Origin of the sequence: Sinomonas cellulolyticus (assembly GCF_014656475.1) — a bacterium.
Classification (GTDB): domain Bacteria; phylum Actinomycetota; class Actinomycetes; order Actinomycetales; family Micrococcaceae; genus Sinomonas; species Sinomonas cellulolyticus.
Genome location: NZ_BNCM01000009.1, coordinates 114,775 through 131,298, shown reverse-complemented (window position 1 = coordinate 131,298; position 16,524 = coordinate 114,775). Strand labels below are relative to the sequence as shown.

General features: G+C 69.5%; 17 protein-coding genes and 1 tRNA gene. 10 read left to right on the top strand and 8 right to left on the bottom strand.

The features are described from left to right. Positions 1 to 8 precede the first annotated feature (8 nt). Positions 9 to 85 (top strand) — tRNA-Thr (locus tag IE231_RS12570). Positions 86 to 112: 27 nt separating this feature from the next. Here IE231_RS12570 and IE231_RS12565 read toward each other — a convergent pair. The 3 genes from IE231_RS12565 to IE231_RS12555 all read right to left on the bottom strand — a co-directional run bounded on the left by IE231_RS12565 (position 113) and on the right by IE231_RS12555 (position 1,303). Then, entirely contained in the window at positions 113 to 376 is a 264-nt protein-coding gene (locus IE231_RS12565) for a hypothetical protein (RefSeq protein ID WP_189694304.1), read from the bottom strand. Between the two features lie 41 nt (positions 377 to 417). After that, a complete protein-coding gene (locus IE231_RS12560; protein ID WP_189694303.1) occupies positions 418 to 876 on the bottom strand; it encodes a hypothetical protein in 459 nt (152 codons plus the stop codon). Positions 877 to 1,003: 127 nt separating this feature from the next. After that, positions 1,004 to 1,303 (bottom strand): DUF4193 family protein, encoded by a 300-nt coding sequence (locus IE231_RS12555; RefSeq protein ID WP_189694302.1) that lies wholly within the window; start codon positions 1,301 to 1,303, stop codon positions 1,004 to 1,006. Between the two features lie 223 nt (positions 1,304 to 1,526). Between IE231_RS12555 and IE231_RS12550 the strand changes: the two genes are divergently transcribed. After that, complete coding sequence (locus tag IE231_RS12550) at positions 1,527 to 2,333, top strand: histidine phosphatase family protein (RefSeq protein ID WP_374189454.1); 807 nt, start codon at positions 1,527 to 1,529, stop codon at positions 2,331 to 2,333. Then, a complete protein-coding gene (locus IE231_RS12545; protein WP_189694301.1) occupies positions 2,317 to 3,249 on the top strand; it encodes an ADP-dependent NAD(P)H-hydrate dehydratase in 933 nt (310 codons plus the stop codon). The genes IE231_RS12550 and IE231_RS12545 overlap by 17 nt, the downstream gene beginning before the upstream one ends. 33 nt (positions 3,250 to 3,282) lie before the next feature. Here IE231_RS12545 and IE231_RS12540 read toward each other — a convergent pair whose 3' ends face one another. The 3 genes from IE231_RS12540 to IE231_RS12530 form a co-directional block, all read right to left on the bottom strand. After that, complete coding sequence (locus IE231_RS12540; protein ID WP_189694300.1) at positions 3,283 to 3,765, bottom strand: MarR family winged helix-turn-helix transcriptional regulator; 483 nt, start codon at positions 3,763 to 3,765, stop codon at positions 3,283 to 3,285. Between the two features lie 119 nt (positions 3,766 to 3,884). Continuing rightward, on the bottom strand, positions 3,885 to 4,973 hold the full coding sequence (locus IE231_RS12535) for a S1C family serine protease (protein WP_189694299.1): 1,089 nt from the start codon (positions 4,971 to 4,973) through the stop codon (positions 3,885 to 3,887). A gap of 27 nt (positions 4,974 to 5,000) precedes the next feature. After that, a complete protein-coding gene (locus tag IE231_RS12530; protein WP_189694298.1) occupies positions 5,001 to 6,764 on the bottom strand; it encodes a glycoside hydrolase family 15 protein in 1,764 nt (587 codons plus the stop codon). A 142-nt stretch (positions 6,765 to 6,906) separates the two neighbouring features. Between IE231_RS12530 and IE231_RS12525 the strand changes: the two genes are divergently transcribed. The 3 genes from IE231_RS12525 to IE231_RS12515 all read left to right on the top strand — a co-directional run bounded on the left by IE231_RS12525 (position 6,907) and on the right by IE231_RS12515 (position 9,330). Continuing rightward, a complete protein-coding gene (locus IE231_RS12525; RefSeq protein ID WP_189694297.1) occupies positions 6,907 to 7,866 on the top strand; it encodes an aldose 1-epimerase family protein in 960 nt (319 codons plus the stop codon). A 130-nt stretch (positions 7,867 to 7,996) separates the two neighbouring features. After that, positions 7,997 to 9,016 carry an SDR family oxidoreductase gene (locus tag IE231_RS12520; protein ID WP_189694296.1) on the top strand — a complete coding sequence of 340 codons (1,020 nt, stop codon included), beginning with the start codon at positions 7,997 to 7,999 and terminating at the stop codon, positions 9,014 to 9,016. Beyond that, positions 9,013 to 9,330, top strand: a complete 318-nt coding sequence (locus IE231_RS12515) for a hypothetical protein (RefSeq protein ID WP_189694295.1) — start codon at positions 9,013 to 9,015, stop codon at positions 9,328 to 9,330. Before IE231_RS12520 ends, IE231_RS12515 begins: the two co-directional genes overlap by 4 nt. Positions 9,331 to 9,349: 19 nt before the next feature. On the opposite strand, the gene IE231_RS12510 is transcribed toward IE231_RS12515, so the two are convergent. After that, positions 9,350 to 9,844 carry a MarR family winged helix-turn-helix transcriptional regulator gene (locus tag IE231_RS12510; RefSeq protein ID WP_229866856.1) on the bottom strand — a complete coding sequence of 165 codons (495 nt, stop codon included), beginning with the start codon at positions 9,842 to 9,844 and terminating at the stop codon, positions 9,350 to 9,352. Positions 9,845 to 9,925: 81 nt separating this feature from the next. Between IE231_RS12510 and IE231_RS12505 the strand changes: the two genes are divergently transcribed. From IE231_RS12505 to IE231_RS12490, 4 genes are read left to right on the top strand one after another with little or no spacing between them, the layout of a single operon-like run. Further along, entirely contained in the window at positions 9,926 to 10,378 is a 453-nt protein-coding gene (locus tag IE231_RS12505) for a hypothetical protein (RefSeq protein ID WP_189694294.1), read from the top strand. Beyond that, the gene (locus tag IE231_RS12500) at positions 10,375 to 11,043 is read left to right on the top strand and encodes a gluconate 2-dehydrogenase subunit 3 family protein (RefSeq protein WP_189694293.1); all 669 of its coding nucleotides are present in this window, start codon (positions 10,375 to 10,377) and stop codon (positions 11,041 to 11,043) included. The genes IE231_RS12505 and IE231_RS12500 overlap by 4 nt, the downstream gene beginning before the upstream one ends. A gap of 5 nt (positions 11,044 to 11,048) precedes the next feature. Next, on the top strand, positions 11,049 to 12,668 hold the full coding sequence (locus tag IE231_RS12495) for a GMC family oxidoreductase (RefSeq protein WP_229866854.1): 1,620 nt from the start codon (positions 11,049 to 11,051) through the stop codon (positions 12,666 to 12,668). Between the two features lies 1 nt (position 12,669). Beyond that, positions 12,670 to 14,466, top strand: a complete 1,797-nt coding sequence (locus IE231_RS12490) for a thiamine pyrophosphate-requiring protein (RefSeq protein WP_189694292.1) — start codon at positions 12,670 to 12,672, stop codon at positions 14,464 to 14,466. 88 nt (positions 14,467 to 14,554) lie between these two features. On the opposite strand, the gene IE231_RS12485 is transcribed toward IE231_RS12490, so the two are convergent. Continuing rightward, positions 14,555 to 16,480, bottom strand: coding sequence for an alpha-amylase family glycosyl hydrolase (locus tag IE231_RS12485; RefSeq protein ID WP_229866852.1), 1,926 nt, complete (start codon positions 16,478 to 16,480; stop codon positions 14,555 to 14,557). Between the last annotated feature and the right edge of the window lie 44 nt (positions 16,481 to 16,524).

The window sequence follows — 16,524 nt, the reverse complement described above, 5'->3', positions numbered from 1 at the left end:
GGCGCCACGCCCCCTTAGCTCAGTTGGCCAGAGCATCTGTCTTGTAAACAGAGGGTCGCCGGTTCGAATCCGGCAGGGGGCTCCACGATCCTTTCTTGGCCGCTCGCAGGGGTTATGCGAAACCGCTCCACTCGTCCTCTGGGCCGGCGCCGGGCACCAGACCGCCGAGGATTCCCAACACCATCTTGCATGGCCACGGCTCCTGGCATCCCTCGCACGGGTCTCCCACCATGTCCCCGGCAGGGGCGTGGATCTCCAGCAGGAGCTCGCAGACCGGGAGCGGATACTCCTCGTGCCTCACCTGCCGCCGACGAGCCTCGTGGAGCACGCTGAGCATCGTCTCGTGCAGCGGCTGGGCCGGTTCAGGTGGGAACATGGCAGAGGAGTTACCCGAGGGCAGAGATGGGGAAACGGGACTCATTCCTGGGCCTCGGCTTCCCTTCCTTCGCCCAGCCGGCGCATTGCCCAGCCGAGTGTCCACCCGTATACAAGGTGCGCGACGAAGACGCTCCCTGCTCTCCCCGGCCGGTCCTCATGTGCGGGCGGAAGGACGTCGAGCGCTGGAAGCCAGCCTTCATAGCCGGCAAGCCAGACCATCGCGCCGAACAGCGTGCCGGTGCCGGGGCCTCGGAGGCGCGCTGGCATCAGACAGGCATAGATCGCGCCGCCGCTCATCCCGTAGGAGAGGTGTGAGCTGAGGGCGAGGACTTCCTTGCTCGTGGTCGGGAGCGAGGGGAACAGAGTGCGGACGATCTTCTCCGGTGGCTGCCGGTGGATCAGGCCCGAGGCGCCGGCCGCCCCGAAGATGGCTGTCATGGCGGTCGTGGCCGTTGCTCCAGCGGCTGCTCCGCGGATTGCCGGGTGTAGAAGTCCCATGGGGTCGCCTTTCGCTCGCGTGCAGAAAGCTGTTGCGCCTCCTGCAGTCGAGGTACCCGGCGCGCTCCGCGTCAACCGGCTCCGAGGGCCGGGGAGCCGGAGCCGTCAAGCGGCCTTCGGCGGGGCCTCAGCCCTCGCAGTCGCGGCAGTACTCGATCCCGCCCCGCACCACCTTCTGGGAGCGGTGACGCACGAGGAAACAGGACTGGCACACGAACTCGTCACTGCCCTGGGGGATCACCTGCACGGTGAGCTCATCGTTGACGAACTCGCCCCCGGTCAGGCCTGTATCCTCGCCGCTGTCATCTCCGTCCAGCTCGAGCACCACGGAACGCGGATCGGGCTTGTTGGCCGACTTCACGGCCTCGAGCGACTCGTGCTGGGATTCCTTCACATCGGAGCGGAGTTCGTCGTAATCGGCGGCCACGGGGCAGCGGTTCCTTCCGGTAGGCGGGTTGGGCGAAGCAACGCTACACCGGTTCGGTCCCGGTATGCGAAGAAGGAGACGAGTCTCACGGCGGCCCGGAGCACCGGTTCTCGCCTCTGCGCTCCGGCGTGCTGCCGCCGTCGTGCGTTAGGTCCCTCCGTCCAGCGGGTACGCCGTAGGTAGTGTTCTGCATCATTCGGCACGGCAAGGACGGGGTGATCTCGTGGAGGACGCATCAGCCACGGTGGATTCGGCCAACGACGACGGCCTGACGGAGGCCGTCCAAGAGGCCGGGGCGGTGGAGCTGATCCTGATCAGGCACGGTGAGAGCGAGGGCAACGTTGCTGCCACGGAAGCCCGCGAGGCCGGCGTGGAGGTCATCGACGTCCCGGCCCGCGACGCCGACGTCGACCTCTCCCAGACGGGCCGGGCCCAGGCGAAGGCCCTCGGCACAGCATTGGCCCGGACCGCCGCCAAGTTCCGCCCGGACGCGGTGGTCTCGTCCCCCTACGCGAGGGCCCGGCAGACGGCTGAGATTGCGGTGGAGACGGCTGGCTGGCCGCTGCAGGTCCGCACCGACGAGCGGCTGCGGGACCGCGAACTCGGCACCCTGGACCGGCTCACCCGGTTGGGTGTGGAGAACCGCTACCCCGAGGAGGCGGAGCGACGGGAGTGGCTGGGCAAGCTGTACTACCGGCCGCCGGGAGGGGAATCCTGGGCGGACGTGGCCTTGCGGCTGAGGTCAGTCCTCGCGGAACTGAACAACCTGGGTATGGGGCACCGGGTGATGCTCGTGTGCCACGACGCCGTGATCATGCTCTTCCGATACGTTCTGGAAGGCCTCAGTGAGAAGGAACTGCTGGACCTGGCAGCCACCGAAGTCATCCTGAACGCCTCCGTGACCCGGTTCGTGCGCCCCTCCGGCGTGGGGCCCTGGACGCTCGAGAGCTTCAATGTGGCCGACCACCTCACCGAGCAGGGCGTCGCCGTCACCGAGCACGCCGGAGACACCAATGCCCGGCCGCAGTGAAACCTCAGCCACGCTCGTCACGCCCTCGCTCCTGAGGGAGTGGCCGCTCCCGCCCCCCGGACAGGACAAGTACTCGCGCGGATCCGTCCTCGTGGTCGGCGGTGCCCGCGCCACGCCCGGCGCCGCGCTGCTGGCCGGTGCGACAGCCCTCCGCGCCGGCGCCGGAAAGCTCACTCTGGCGGTAGCCGAATCGGTGGCAGTACAGGTGGGCGTGGCGTTGCCGGAGTGCGGTTCGATCGGCATGGCCGAGACGGCAGAGGGCTCGATCAAGCCCGAGCTCGACCGGATTTCCTCGTACCTCGACGCAGCCGACACGATCCTGGTGGGGCCGGGACTGGACGACCTCGACCTCGCCCGGCAACTGCTGGATGCGTTGCTTGAGCGTGAGGCTCTCGGCGGCAGCCGCGCGGACGGTGAGCCCGAGGCGCGGGGAGGACGCGCCGTCGTCCTCGATGCCTATGCACTGGGCGCTTTGACGCCGCTCGAGGACCGGCTGGATCCCTGGCGCGGCCGGCTTATCCTCACCCCGAATCCCCGAGAGGCCGCCGTGCTGCTCGGCCGGGAGGTGGACGACCTGGAGAAGGACCTCGCCGAGATCTCCGACAGGTTCGGCGCCGTGGTCAGCTGCCAGGGCCTGATCACCCAGCCCCCCGGGCTGGAGCCGGAGGAACCGGACCTGTGGAAGATCGCCACGGGGTACGGCGGACTGGGCACCTCCGGCAGCGGGGACGTCCTGGCCGGCGCGATCGCCGGGCTCCGCGCGAGGGGGACGAGCGGCTCGCAGGGCGCCTGCTGGGGGACCCACCTGCACGCCTCGGCGGCTGACAGGCTGGCCAGCAGGCTGGGGCCGCTCGGATTCCTCGCCCGGGAACTCGCCGACGAACTTCCCGCCCTGATGCTGGAACTCAGCGCCTGACGGCCCGCGCACCCGCGGCACCGAACGCCTCCCTCAGAGCCCGAGGATCAGCAGGGTCTCCGGTGCTGGCTCGCCGGCAGCGCGGGAGAACGTGTCGAAGGCAGCGACGATCCCTGCCAGATCCTCCTTGCTGACGCCCTGGAGGACCTGCCGCATCGCCGCCCGGCGCTGCTCCGTGGCCTCCTGGACGATGGCTGCACCCTTCGGCCTGAGCGCGATGAGGATCTCCCGGCGGCTGCCCGGGCTGGGCTGGCGCTCGACAAGGCCCGCATTCTCCATGCGGTCGAGGAACCGGCTGAAGGTCGAGGGAACGCTGCCGAGCTTCGCGGCCAGGACTCCGATCGGCTGGGGGCCCGAGCTGGCGAGGACCACAAGGGCTCTGAACTGGGGGAGGGTGACCGATTCGAGGGCGTCGGCCAGAGACCGCGCGACGATTCCCATGAGGGCGCGGGAAGCACGGACAACCGACTCGACCTCGTCGTAGCTGCCGCTCTGAGGCGACGCGCTTCCTCCCATGCCCCTGTCCCTTCCCACCACCGTCGGCGCAAAGAATGCAGCCGCGCAACTGTTCTCACTCTACGACGACGGACCTCCCGAAGGTGTCGACGGCGCACCTGGACGAGCGCTACTCGCCGTCAACCCTGCTGGCCGAGGTCGCCGAGGGTGACCTTCAGCGTCTGGGCCGAGCCGCCGCGCTGGACCGTGACGTCGACCGTCTGGCCGGGCTCCTGCTTGCGCAGGGCCGCGAGCAGATCCGTGACGTTGGCGACCTTGGTGCCGGCCAAGGACGTGACGATGTCCCCGGCCTTCATTCCGCCGTTGTCCGCCGGCCCGTGCGGGGTGACGTCGACGATGAGGGCTCCGGTGGTCGTGGACAGGCCGAACCGCTGGGCGATCTGCGCCGTCAGGTCCGTGGGGACGACCCCGAGTGCGGCGTGTTTGACGGTGCCGTTGGTCAGCAGCTGGTCGGCGACCGAGGTCACCGTGGACGCGGGCGTGACGAAGCCGATCGCCACGGCGCCGGAACTCGGCGGGAGGTAGGCCTCGGAGAGCCCGATCACCTGGCCGTTGGCGTCACTGACCGCGCCGCCGGAGTTCCCCGGTGAGATGGGGGCGTCCGTCTGGAGGAGGTCGATCGCCCCATGAGGCGACTCCTGGGATGGCGGCATGTTGCGGTGCAGCCCTGAGACGATGCCGGCGGTGACGGTCTCGTCGAGGCCGAGGGGGCTGCCGATGACGACCGTCAGGGATCCGATCTCGGGGCTGCCGGTGGCGTACTTCGGCGCCGGGAGCCCCTTGCGGTCGACCTTGAGCACGGCCACGTCCGTCACGTCGTCGACGCCCGCGACGGTGGCCTGGCTCTGGGAGCCGTCTGCGAACTGGACCTGGACGGTCTTGTAGGCGTGCTTCTGCTGGTCCTCGACCACATGTGCGTCCGTGACGAGCGTTCCGTCGCTGCGGTAGACGACGCCGCTGCCCAGTCCGATCGGGGTCCGGATGGTGACCACCGAGGGCTCGAGCTCCTTGACCACACCGGGAACGGCCGCAAGCCCTGTCCCCCCTGAGGCAGGGGAACTGTTCGGCGACGTACCCCCACTCGTGGCGGACGCAGACGAGGCAGAGCCCGTGCTCTCCGCCGGTGAGGTCGGCGCCGTGCAGCCCGCCAAGCCCACCGCGAGGAGGGCGACGACGGGCCAGACCCGGCGCACAAAGACGGTGTTCATGGCCACTCCTTCCAGGACGCGGCGGCGTCAGGCGTTGAGGCCGCCCCAAGGGGGCGGATCGTCGGCCAGCCGGCGCGAGGCTTCAAGCATTGCGGCGTGGACGAACGCCTGGGGGAAGTTCCCGCGCAGCTGGCGCTGCTCGACGTCGTACTCTTCGGTGAACAGCCCGGGCGTGCCGCACGCCGCCCGGTTCCGCTCGAACCACCGTGCGGCCTCGAGAGGCTGGTCGCTCTGGTGGAGTGCCATCGCGAGATCGAATCCGCAGAGGAGGAACGCCCCCTCCGACAGGTCCAGGGGGAGGCGGTCCTGCCGGAAGCGGTAGAGGTACCCGTTGCGGGCAAGCTCCTTCTTGATCGCTTCCAGCGTCGCGATGGAGCGCGGGTCCTGAGGGGCCACGGCTCCCCGGATCACGGGGCGCAGGAGCGCGGCGTCGACCCTGCCGTCCGTGGGGGAGCGCTGCCAGCGCCCGCTGGGATGGAGGCACTCACTGGTCACGTCGGCGATGAGCTTGTCAGCCAGGGACGACCAGATGGCCCCTTGGCGGGCCGGTGCGTGGCGCCCGATCGCCCTCAGCCCGGCGGCGCAGATGAGCCGGGAATGCGCCCACCTCTCGTTGTCGAGCTCCCACATGCCGGCGTCCGGCTCGGTGTGGCGCTGGGCGATGGCATCGGCGGCGATCTCCGCAGCCTTCCACTGTTCGAGGTCGAGCCTGTCGTTCTCGGCCGCGGTGGCGAACAGTAGGAGCGTCTCGCCGAAGACATCGAGCTGGAACTGCTGGTTCACCCAGTTCCCTGCCCGCGCCGACCCGCCCGGGTAGCCCGGCAGGCCGACGTCGTGCTCATCGGGGACGCGGCCGCCGTCGACAGTGTAGGCCGGGTGCATGTCCGGCCCGTCCTCGAGCAGCCGTGCGGCCACGAAGCCGACCGCGTCGTCCATGAGCGGGAACTCCTTGCACGCGCCGACGGCGACGCCGACGAAGCACTGGTCGCGCACCCACGCATACCGGTAGTCGTAGTTGCGCTTCTGCTCAGCCCGCTCGGGCAGGCCCATGGTCGCCGCGGCCACCATCGCGCCGCCGGCGCCGGTCATGCCACGCAGCACCGCGTAGGACTGGCGCGCATCGTCCGGGGCGATCGTGTTCTCGAACTGGGGCACCTCCTGGTGCCAGCCGTACTCGGTTGCCGTCCAGGTCTGGTCCGGCTGGATGAGCTCCTCGGGAAGCTCCGTGTCGGAGACCTCGAGGACGATGTCGTAGTGCTGGCCCTCGGGGACGCGGATGGTGAAGGTGACCGCCCCGTCGTCGGGCTCCGCCTCGGGTGCTCCCGTCAGCCGTACCCTGAGGGGGCCGCTCCGCCCCGTCCAGATACCGTCGTCCTTCCGCAGGCGGCCCATCCTGTGGTGGCCGAAGCCGGCCCGCACATCCATGACGACGCGGACGTCCGCCGCGCCCTGCACCGCGAGGACCCGGCGCAGCAGGATGGCCCTGTGCGGATCGCCGGGATAGGCGAGGGCCTCGCGGCACTCGATGATGCCTGTGCTCGTGATCCACCGGCTGACCCAGATGAGGGTCCCGTCCTCGTACCGGCCGCCCCACACGAAGCGCGGGTCTGCCGGGGTGACCGCGAAGGTCCCGGGTCCGCCGAGGAGGGTCGAGAAGACCGCGTCGTCGTTCCACTTCGGCACGCACATCCAGGAGATGTCTCCCCGCGGGCCTATCAGGGCGGCCCTCATTCCGTCTGCGAGCATCGCGTACTCCCGCAGCACGTGGGGCGGGAATTCCTCCACAGCCATGCCAGAAGGCTAGGGCAACTATTGCGTTGACGCAATGGACGCTATGTCGCATTCTTTTGTTTGAGCCCATCTGTTGCGGGCATGCATGGATTACCGAGGGCCACCTCCTGGTGGCCGCAGTCCGAGACGGAAGAAGATCCGCATGGGACCTAGGCAGGCACAGGAGCAGACGACGACGGCGTGGCCGCCTTCGGGGCGGCAGTTCACCATCTCGCACAGGGCGCAGACGGCCGTCCTGACCGAAGTGGGCGCGGCACTCCGCCGCTACGACGTGGGTGGCAGGCAGATCCTCGACGGCTACACCGAGGACGAGATGTGCACCGGTGCCCGGGGGCAGTCCCTGATCCCCTGGCCGAACAGGATCGCGTCAGGACGCTACACCTGGCAGGGCCGCACGGAGCAGCTCGACCTGAGCGAGCCAGAGAAAGGCGGCGCCATCCACGGGCTCACGCGCTGGGCCGTCTGGACGGTAGAGCACAGCACCGAGAACAGCATCACGTTCACCCACACGCAGCACGCATGCCAAGGCTGGCCCTGGGTGCTGGAATGCCGTCTGGAGTACCGGCTCGGCGAGGACGGGCTGACCGTGCAGACCACGGCCGTCAACCGCAGCAGCACCCCATGCCCCTACGGCACCGGCGCCCACCCCTACCTGAGCGTGGGCACGCCTCGGATCGACGCGGCCCTCGTGCGCGTGCCCGGCTCGGTCTACCTGCCCGTGGACCAGCGCGGGATCCCCACGGGCCGGGAAGCCGTCGAGGGCACTCCCTACGACCTCCGTCAGATGCAGCCTCTCGGCGACCGCCACATCGACGTCACCTACACGGACCTCGCGCGCGACGACGACGGTCGCGCCCGCGTGCACATCGCCCGTGCCGATGGGTCTGCCGCGGCAGCACTCTGGATCGACGAGAGCTACCCGTACTTCGAGATCTTCACCGGCGACACCCTCCCGCAGGAGGACCGCCGGCGTACCGGGCTGGGGGTGGAGCCCATGACCTGCGCGCCGAACGCCTTCAACTCGGGCGAGGGGCTCATCACCCTCGAGCCGGGCGAGGGGCATACAGGGACGTGGGGGATCGAACCCGCACCCACGGAGTGAGGGCACCAGGCGGCAGGACGGGGGAACTGCGCCCCGGAGAGCCGCGTCCGAGACAACCAAGGCGAAAGAACCCGGTGCCGGCACCGCAGCTGGGCGCCGGCACCGGGTAGTAAGCCTGAGGAGGAACCCCATGGAAACAGCACGCCGTGTCGTCGTCGTGACGGGAGCCAGCGGAGGGATCGGCCGTGCCTCGGCGATCGCCTTCGGAACGGAGGGCTGCGCGGTCGCGCTGCTCGCGCGAGGCGAGGCCGGGCTCGCCGGTGCGGCGGCAGAGGTCGAGGCCGCCGGCGGCACGGCCCTGGCCATTTCGGTCGACGTCGCCGACGCGCAAGCCCTCGACGACGCCGCTGACCGCGTCGAGCGCGAACTCGGACCCATCGACGTCTGGGTCAACGTCGCCTTCACCTCGGTCTTCGCCCGCTTCGACGACATCGAGCCCGAGGAGTTCAAGCGCGTCACGGAAGTGAGCTATCTGGGCTTCGTATACGGGACCATGTCCGCACTCAAGCGCATGCGGACGAGGAACCGCGGGACGATCGTGCAGGTCGGATCCGCCCTGGCGTACCGGGGGATCCCGCTGCAGACCGCCTACTGCGGCGCGAAGCACGCGATCCAGGGCTTCAACGAATCCCTCCGGACCGAACTGCTGCACGAGGGCAGTGCCATCAAGAACACGATGGTCCAGATGCCGGCCGTCAACACCCCGCAGTTCTCGTGGGTGCTCTCCCGCCTGCCGCGCCAGGCCCAGCCGGTCCCCCCCATCTACCAGCCCGAGGTCGCCGCCCGCGGCGTCGTCTATGCGGCTGCGCACCCGGAACGCCGCGAGTACTGGGTGGGCGGGAGCACGGCGGCCACCCTCATCGCCAACGCCGTGATGCCGGGCCTCCTCGACCGCTACCTCGCGAAGACGGGCTTCAACTCCCAGCAGACGTCCGATCCCCGTGACCCCGACCAGCCCGCCAACCTGTGGAAGGCCGCCGATACCTCACGGGACTTCGGGACCCACGGGATCTTCGACGGCCGGTCCTCCGACCGCAGCTACCAGCTCGTCGCGTCGCAGCACCATGGAGTGGTGGCGGCTGCGGCAGGCGCCGTCCTGGTCGGTGCGGCCACCGCCGTCGTCGGCCTCCTGAAGAAGGCGTCACGGTGAAGCCCCTCGAGCTGCTCCGGGCGGCCTACGGCGCCGTCGAACTCCTCGCTCCCAGTGCGGTCGAAAGCCTGCTGGTCGGGCGCGTCGCGGACCCCCGCGCGCGGACGGTCATCCGAATCCTCGGCGCACGGCACGTCCTCCAGGCGGCAGTGACCGCGCGAGGAGGAGCGGGCCTCCATCGGCTCGGCGGTGGAGTTGATCTCATCCACGCTGTGACGATGATCGCCCTGGCGGCGTCCGACCCGCGGCGCCGGCGTGCCGCCGTCGTCAACGCTGCCATCGCGCTGGCCTTCGCGGCGGGGGAGCTGCGGTGAGCCCGCTCCGGGAGTCGACTCAGCGCCCCAGTCCGAGGGTGAACCGGCCATCGTCCGAGCCGAGTCCGCCGCCGGCGTCGGCGAAGGCGCCCATCGCCGATGCCACACTCCCGCGGGAATCGGCGGGGATCTTCTCGATCACCTCGGCGATGGACTGGCGTCGGTGCTCGATCATGGTCTCCACCAGGTCGCGCCCCTCAGGCGTGAGGTCCAGCTGGAGGAAGCGCCGGTCCGAGGGGTCTTCGCGGCGGCTCAGCAGCCCCGCGACGACGAGCCTGTCGCACGTCCGCGTGGCATTCGAGGCGTGCACGCCGAGTTCGCGCGCCACGGCCCCCAGGTTCTGCGGGCCGTGGAGGGCGACGAGCACGAGCACGCGCAGCTGGGGAAGGCTGACCCTGTCCTCGACCTCGACGACGGACTGCGCGGCGAGGTGGAGCAGGACGTCGGCGGCCCTCAGGACGGCGTCGACCTGTTCCCGGCGCCCCGTCGCGCTGCGCTTCTCGGACTTCTCCACAGGAGAAGTATCGCCCTTTCTGTTGCGCAAGCGCAAAGTTTGCGGATGAGTAGCTATCCCTCCCGGATCAGGAGCCCCATCATGAAAACCCACCACGAGATCCCTCTCGAAGGGATCGACCGCATGCTCAAGAACGTCGAGACCGGCCGGTTCGAGCGGTCGCTCTCGGGCCTGACTGCCGCCGGCGCCCTCGTGACCGCCGCGGAGATCTACTTCGAACACGATAAGGCGAGCTTCGGCAATCCCTGGATGTGGGCCCCCGTGGCCCTCGGCCCCGTCGGCGCGGCGGCTGGCATTGCGGGAGTCTTCAGCCGGCGCATGGCCAAGACGGCCCTGCCATTGGCCAGCGCGGCGATCGTGGCCAACGGGCTGCAGGGCACCTACCTCCACCTGCGGGGGATCGCCCAGAAGCCCGGAGGCTTCTCGAACCTGCGGTACAACCTCGAGATGGGGCCGCCGCTCCTGGCACCCCTGCTGGTGACCCTCGTGGGCGGCATGGGCCTGCTCGCCGCGGTGCTCAGGAGGGAGAAGTGACCTCGCTTCCGCTCCCCGCGGGCGCCGGCGGGGGCCGCTATCCCGGGTTCAGCAGCACCGCCCAGTCCGACCACTGGGACCGCACCACTCAGGGCGTGGTCCTCAGCCGGCTGGGACGGCCCGCCGATATCCGCTTCTTCACGCCGCGCGAGGAGGCCGTCGCGGGCGCACTGATGGACCTGCTGGCCGGCCAGCACGAGGATCCGCGTATCCCGCTCGTGAACATGGTGGACAGCAGGCTAGCCGAGGCTCAGACCGACGGCTGGCGCTACGCGGACCTGCCCGAGGACGGCCAGGCGTGGCGGGAGACCCTGGCGGCGCTGGACGCAGAGGCGCGGGACCGATTCGGCGAGGGGTTCCCCGAGTCCTCCCGGGACGAGCGGACGGGCCTCCTCGACGACATCCAGCGGCTCGGATCCGAGAAGTGGCACGGCATGACGGCGGCCAGGGTGTGGAGCCTGTGGACGCGGTACACCTACACGGCCTTCTACTCCCACCCGTGGGCCTGGGACGAGATCGGCTTCCCGGGGCCGGCGTACCCGAGAGGCTACAAGAACCTCGGAATCGACCGCCGGGAGCCCTTCGAGGTCCAGGATGCGCGTCCCCGCGAGGACCCCGTAGTTGTGAAGCGGCGGCAAACGACGAGGAAGGGAGCGAAACAGTGACGAGCGTGCGTGAACGGAACTCCTCGGCATGGCTGCTCCCGCCGCGGCCCGGGACCAATCACGGACTGCGCAGGGACATGCGCCGCTTCGACGAACAGGACGAGGTGGATATCGCGATCGTGGGCTGCGGTGCCGGCGGATCCACCCTCCTGCAGCGCCTGGCGCGGGCGGGCTGGACGGCGGTGGCCTTCGACGCCGGCCCCTTCTGGGACCCGGACCGGGACTGGGTCAGTGACGAGGCCGGATCCCACCACCTCTACTGGACTGAGCCGCGGGTCATCGACGGGAGCGACCCTGTACCGCTCGGCTCGAACAACTCGGGCAGGGGCGTCGGCGGGTCAATGGTCCACTTCGCCGGGTACACGCCGCGGTTCCATCCGAGCGACTTCCACACGCTCACCGGTGACGGCGTGGGGGCGGACTGGCCGCTCGAGTACTCGGACCTCAAGTCCTTCTACGAGGACATCGAGGAGGAGCTCCCGGTGGCGGGCCAGGACTGGCCGTGGGGGGACCCCCATAGCTACACCTACAGCCCGCATCCGGTCTCGGGAAACGGGGAAGTGTTCCTCCGGGGTGCACTCGCACGGGGGATCACGGCCAAGGTCGGCCCCGTGGCGATCGCCAACGGGCGGTTCGGCAACAGGCCTCACTGCATCTACCGCGGCTTCTGCCTGCAGGGCTGCAAGGTCAACGCGAAGGCCTCGCCCCTCATCACGCACATCCCCGACGCCCTCGCCCACGGTGCAGAGGTGCGCGCCGACTCCATGGTGACCCGCATCGGCTTCGACGAGCACACCGGACGGGCCACCGGCGTGCACTACGTCCGCGGCGGCGTCGAGCACTTCCAGCGTGCCCGCATGGTCGCCGTCGCAGGCTACTCCATCGAGACGCCGCGCCTACTGCTGAATTCAGCCAACGCGCGCTTCCCCGAGGGGATGTGCAACGACTTCGACCAGGTTGGGCGGTACCTCATGGTCCAGGGAGCCCCCCAGACCGCGGGCCGCTTCGCCGAGGAGGTGCGCATGTACAAGGCGCCGCCGCCGGAGGTGAGCACCGAGCAGTTCTACGAGACGGATCCCTCGAAGCCGTACAAGCGGGGCTTCTCGATCCAGACGGTCTCACCGCTGCCCATCACGTGGGCTGAGCACGTGGCCTCGCAGGGGCACTGGGGCGAGGACCTGCGCCGGTACATGAGCGACTACACCCACTGGTCCTGCCTCGGCGCACTGTGCGAGTTCCTCCCACGTGCCGAGAACCGCGTGACCCTCGCGGACGAGAAGGACCGTCACGGGCTGCCCGTGGCCAAGTTCTCGTACAGCCAGTGCGAGAACGACCGCATGCTCCTCGACGCCGCGCAGTCTGTCATGGAGGAGATCCTCACCGGCGCCGGCGCTGAGGAGACCATGACCGTCAAGCGCTACGCCCACCTCGTCGGCGGAGCCCGGATGGCCTCCGACGAGAAGGACGGCGTGGTGGACTCGACAGGCCGCAGCTTCGCCATCCCGAACCTCTACATCACCGACGGGAGCATCCTCCCGACCCAGGGCAGCGCCAACCCGGCGCTGACCATCATGGCCCTCGCGGCCCGCACTGCTTCAATCCTCATCAACGGGGAAGGACACTGACATGGCAACTCAAACCGTGGCCGACTACCTGCTCTCCCGCCTGCGCGAATGGGACGTCGAGAAAGTCTTCGCCTTCCCAGGCGACGGCATCAACGGCATCCTCGCCGCGTTCGGTGAGGCCGACAACCAGCCGAAGTTCGTCCAGGCGCGGCACGAGGAGATGAGCGCCTTCGAAGCCGTGGGGTACGCGAAGTTCAGCGGCCGGGTCGGCGTCTGCATGGCGACCTCCGGCCCCGGCGCGATCCACCTGCTCAACGGCCTCTACGACGCCAAGCTCGACCATGTTCCGGTCGTGGCCATCGTGGGGCAGACGGCGCGCAGCGCAATGGGAGGGGCGTACCAGCAGGAAGTCGACCTGATGACCCTGTTCAAGGACGTCGCCTCCGACTACATCCAGATGGTCACCGTCCCGGAGCAGCTTCCCAACGTGCTCGACCGCGCCATCCGGATCGCCGTGGGCAAGCGCGCTCCCACCGCCATCATCATCCCGAGCGACGTCCAGGAACTCGAGTACAGCGCGCCCACCCACGCCTTCAAGATGGTCCCCTCGAGCCTCGGCATCCAGTGGCCGCGGATCCAGCCCGACGACGAGGCCATCCGCGGCGCAGCGGACCTGCTCAACGCGGGCGGGAAGGTCGCCATGCTGATCGGGCAGGGTGCGCGGGATGCGGCAGCCGAGGTGCGGGAGGTCGCGGACCTGCTCGGTGCCGGCGTGGCCAAGGCGCTCCTCGGCAAGGACGTGCTCGCCGACGACCTGCCCTACGTCACGGGCTCGATCGGCCTCCTGGGCACGCGTCCGAGCTACGAGATGATGATGGAGTGCGACACCCTCCTGACGGTGGGGTCGAGCTTCCCCTACACCCAGTTCATGCCCGAGGAGGGCCAGGCCCGCGGTGTGCAGATCGACATCGACCCGGGCATGATCGGGCTGCGGTACCCGTACGAGTACAACATCGTCTCCGACGCCCGCACTGCCCTCCGCGCGCTCATCCCGCTGCTGCGCCGGAAGGAGGACCGGTCCTGGCGCGAGGACATCGAATCCAAGGTCACGCGCTGGTGGGAGACCATGCGGGCCGAGGCCATGGTGGACGCCGATCCGGTGAACCCGATGCGCGCCTTCATGGAGCTCTCGGACAGGCTGCCCACCGACGCGATCATCAGCGCCGACTCGGGCTCCTCCGCCAACTGGTACGCCCGGCAGCTCAAGTTCCACGGCGACGTCCGCGGCTCGCTCTCGGGCAACCTCGCCACCATGGGGCCCGGCGTCCCGTATGCCATCGGTGCCAAATTCGCGCACCCGGACCGGCCGGTGATTGCGTTCGTCGGGGACGGCGCCATGCAGATGAACGGGATGAACGAGCTCATCACCATCAAGCGCTACTGGAAGGAGTGGGCCGATCCCCGGCTCATCGTCGTCGTCCTCCACAATGACGACCTCAACCAGGTCACGTGGGAGATGCGCGCCATGGGCGGTGCCCCCGCCTTCCGGGAGTCCCAGGCCCTGCCCGACGTCGACTATGCCGCGATCGCGACGGTGCTCGGCCTCGGCGGGGTGGCGGTGGACAGTCCCGACCAGCTGGGGCCCGCCTGGGAGAACGCCCTCTCGGCCGATCGCCCCACCCTTCTGGATGTGCGCACCGACCCGGACATCCCGCCGATCCCGCCGCACGCCACCTTCGAGCAGGCCCTCAACAGCGCCAAGGCCATGATGAAGGGTGACAGCAGTGTCTGGGGCGTGATCCGCGAAGGCGTCAAGACCAAGGCCCAGGAGTTCCTCCCGCATGGGGACAGGCACTGACTACTGCCTGGGCCGGAGTGTGAGGCGGGTGAAGGAATCGGTCGCCTTCTCCCGCCTCACGTCCGGGTGTATAGGCTCGGCCGCCTTCTCACGCGCTCCGCGCCCGCAGCCAGACGAACTCCTGCGGCGGCAGGGTGATCCCGTCCTCGAGGAGTACGGTCTGGCCGGTGAAGAGGTCGGTGGCCGCCGTGAGGAAGCCTGAGAGTGTCAGCGAAGTGACGTGCTGTGGCTCGTCGGAGAAGTTTGCGAGGACCAGGACAACCGCGTCCTCGGCCGGCCGCTGGTAGCCGAGCACGTGCCTCGTGCCGGTGCCGAAGCCGATGAGCCGGTTCCCGGCCAGTTCCGGGGTGCGCGACCGGACGGCGAGCATCTTCTTCAGCCCCGCGTAGACCGCTCCCGGTACCGTCCCGGGATCGTTCCGGTGCCCGTACAGCTCGGCGGGGTAGTGCGGACGGTGGACCCACCGCGAGTCTGCGCCGTGGCCGGGCTCTTCCGCGTAGGCGTAGTCGTTGAGCTGCCCGACCTCGTCGCCGAGGTAGAGGAGCGGAATGCCGCCGGTGCTGACGGCGATCGAGTGTGCGAGCAGGACGCGTCGCAGTGCAGGCGAGTCCGAGGGGTCGGTGACGTCCTCAAGCCCGGCGAGTGACGCCGTCGTGCCCGAGATCCTGCAGTCCCCGGTGCGCGGGTTGTCCTGGAAGGGGACGCCGCGGGCGAAGCTGCCCGGGTAGCGGTTCACGTAGAAGCGGTTGAGGAAGCGGCGGTGGTCGAATCCTTTGATGCCGAACTCCGCGGCGTCCTCGTCGGCAAAGGTCCAACCGATGTCGTCGTGGCTGCGCACGTAGTTGACCCATGAGGTGCCGTCAGGAAGGCTGTGCCGGCGCTCGAGGGCCTGACCCAGCAGCGACGCGTCCCGCGTGGCGAGCGCTTCCCACGTGAGCGCCATCTCCAGAGGGTTGTAGGAGATCTGGCACTCTGCGGGGCTGATGTACTGCACCACCTCGTCGGGGTGCACAATCGCCTCGGACTTGAACAGGAGCGACGGGGCCGCGATCCGGCATACCGCATTGAAGGCGCGCAGGAGCAGATGTGCCTCGGGAAGGCTCTCGCAGGCCGTGCCGAGCCGCTTCCAGATGAACGCGACCGCGTCCATGCGGAGGATCTCCACCCCCTGGTTGGCCAGGAACAGCATCTCCGCGGCCATGGCGCGGAAGACGGCGGGGTTGGAGTAGTTCAGGTCCCACTGGAAGGAGTGGAACGTCGCCCACACCCAGCGGCCGTCCGGCATCGGGACGAAGGATCCTGGATGGTCGTCGGGGAAGATCTCCCGGACGGTCCGCTCGTACGCATCCGGCATGGTCCTGTCGGGGAAGATCCAGAAGTAGTCCTCGAACTCCTGTTCCCCGGCTGCCGCGCGGCGGGCCCACTCGTGCTCGTTCGAGGTGTGGTTGAAGATGAAGTCCACCACGAGGCTGATCCCGTGCCCCCGCAGCTCGTCCGCGAGCCCGCGCAGCTGCTCCATCGTGCCGAGTGCGGGCTTGACCTCCCGATAGCTCGAGACCGCGTAGCCCCCGTCCGAGTTGGGCTCCGGTGCGAGGAACAGCGGCATGAGATGGAGGTAGGTGAGGCCCAGCTCCCTGAAGTACGGGATGCGCGCCCGGAGCCCCTCGAGGTCCCCCGCGTAGCGGTCCACGTAGCAGACCGCGCCGAGCATCTCTTCGGACTGGAACCAGCCGGGGTCCGCCTCGCGCCGCGCGTCGAGGTCCTTGAGCGCGGCCGGCCGCTGCTGCCAGGACTCCGCGCACCCGACGACGAGCTGCGCGAGCTGGTCCTCCCAGTCGCCGCGCTCGCCGTAGAGCTGCTCGAACAACCCCGCAAGGCTGCCGAAGTGGGCGTCGAAACGGCGCAGGAAGTCCTCCCGCCCAGGCCCTGAGCGGTCGACGCCGGGCGCGGCCTCGAGCGCGGCGAGGACACGGTCCCGGACCGGCTGCCTCACTGTCGGTGCTTCGTCCGCCACGGGTCCTCCTCAATCGGCGGGCCCGACTGAGCGGCGGACCGTGC

Excerpts from the sequence above, each read along its gene's own strand:
- IE231_RS12525 (WP_189694297.1), top strand. The coding sequence starts at position 6,907 with ATGGGACCTAGGCAGGCACAGGAGCAGACGACGACGGCGTGGCCGCCT.
- IE231_RS12490 (WP_189694292.1), top strand. The coding sequence starts at position 12,670 with ATGGCAACTCAAACCGTGGCCGACTACCTGCTCTCCCGCCTGCGCGAA.
- IE231_RS12520 (WP_189694296.1), top strand. The coding sequence starts at position 7,997 with ATGGAAACAGCACGCCGTGTCGTCGTCGTGACGGGAGCCAGCGGAGGG.
- IE231_RS12560 (WP_189694303.1), bottom strand. The coding sequence starts at position 876 with ATGGGACTTCTACACCCGGCAATCCGCGGAGCAGCCGCTGGAGCAACG.
- IE231_RS12540 (WP_189694300.1), bottom strand. The coding sequence starts at position 3,765 with ATGGGAGGAAGCGCGTCGCCTCAGAGCGGCAGCTACGACGAGGTCGAG.
- IE231_RS12545 (WP_189694301.1), top strand. The coding sequence starts at position 2,317 with ATGCCCGGCCGCAGTGAAACCTCAGCCACGCTCGTCACGCCCTCGCTC.
- IE231_RS12565 (WP_189694304.1), bottom strand. The coding sequence starts at position 376 with ATGTTCCCACCTGAACCGGCCCAGCCGCTGCACGAGACGATGCTCAGC.
- IE231_RS12530 (WP_189694298.1), bottom strand. The coding sequence starts at position 6,764 with ATGGCTGTGGAGGAATTCCCGCCCCACGTGCTGCGGGAGTACGCGATG.
- IE231_RS12535 (WP_189694299.1), bottom strand. The coding sequence starts at position 4,973 with ATGAACACCGTCTTTGTGCGCCGGGTCTGGCCCGTCGTCGCCCTCCTC.
- IE231_RS12505 (WP_189694294.1), top strand. The coding sequence starts at position 9,926 with ATGAAAACCCACCACGAGATCCCTCTCGAAGGGATCGACCGCATGCTC.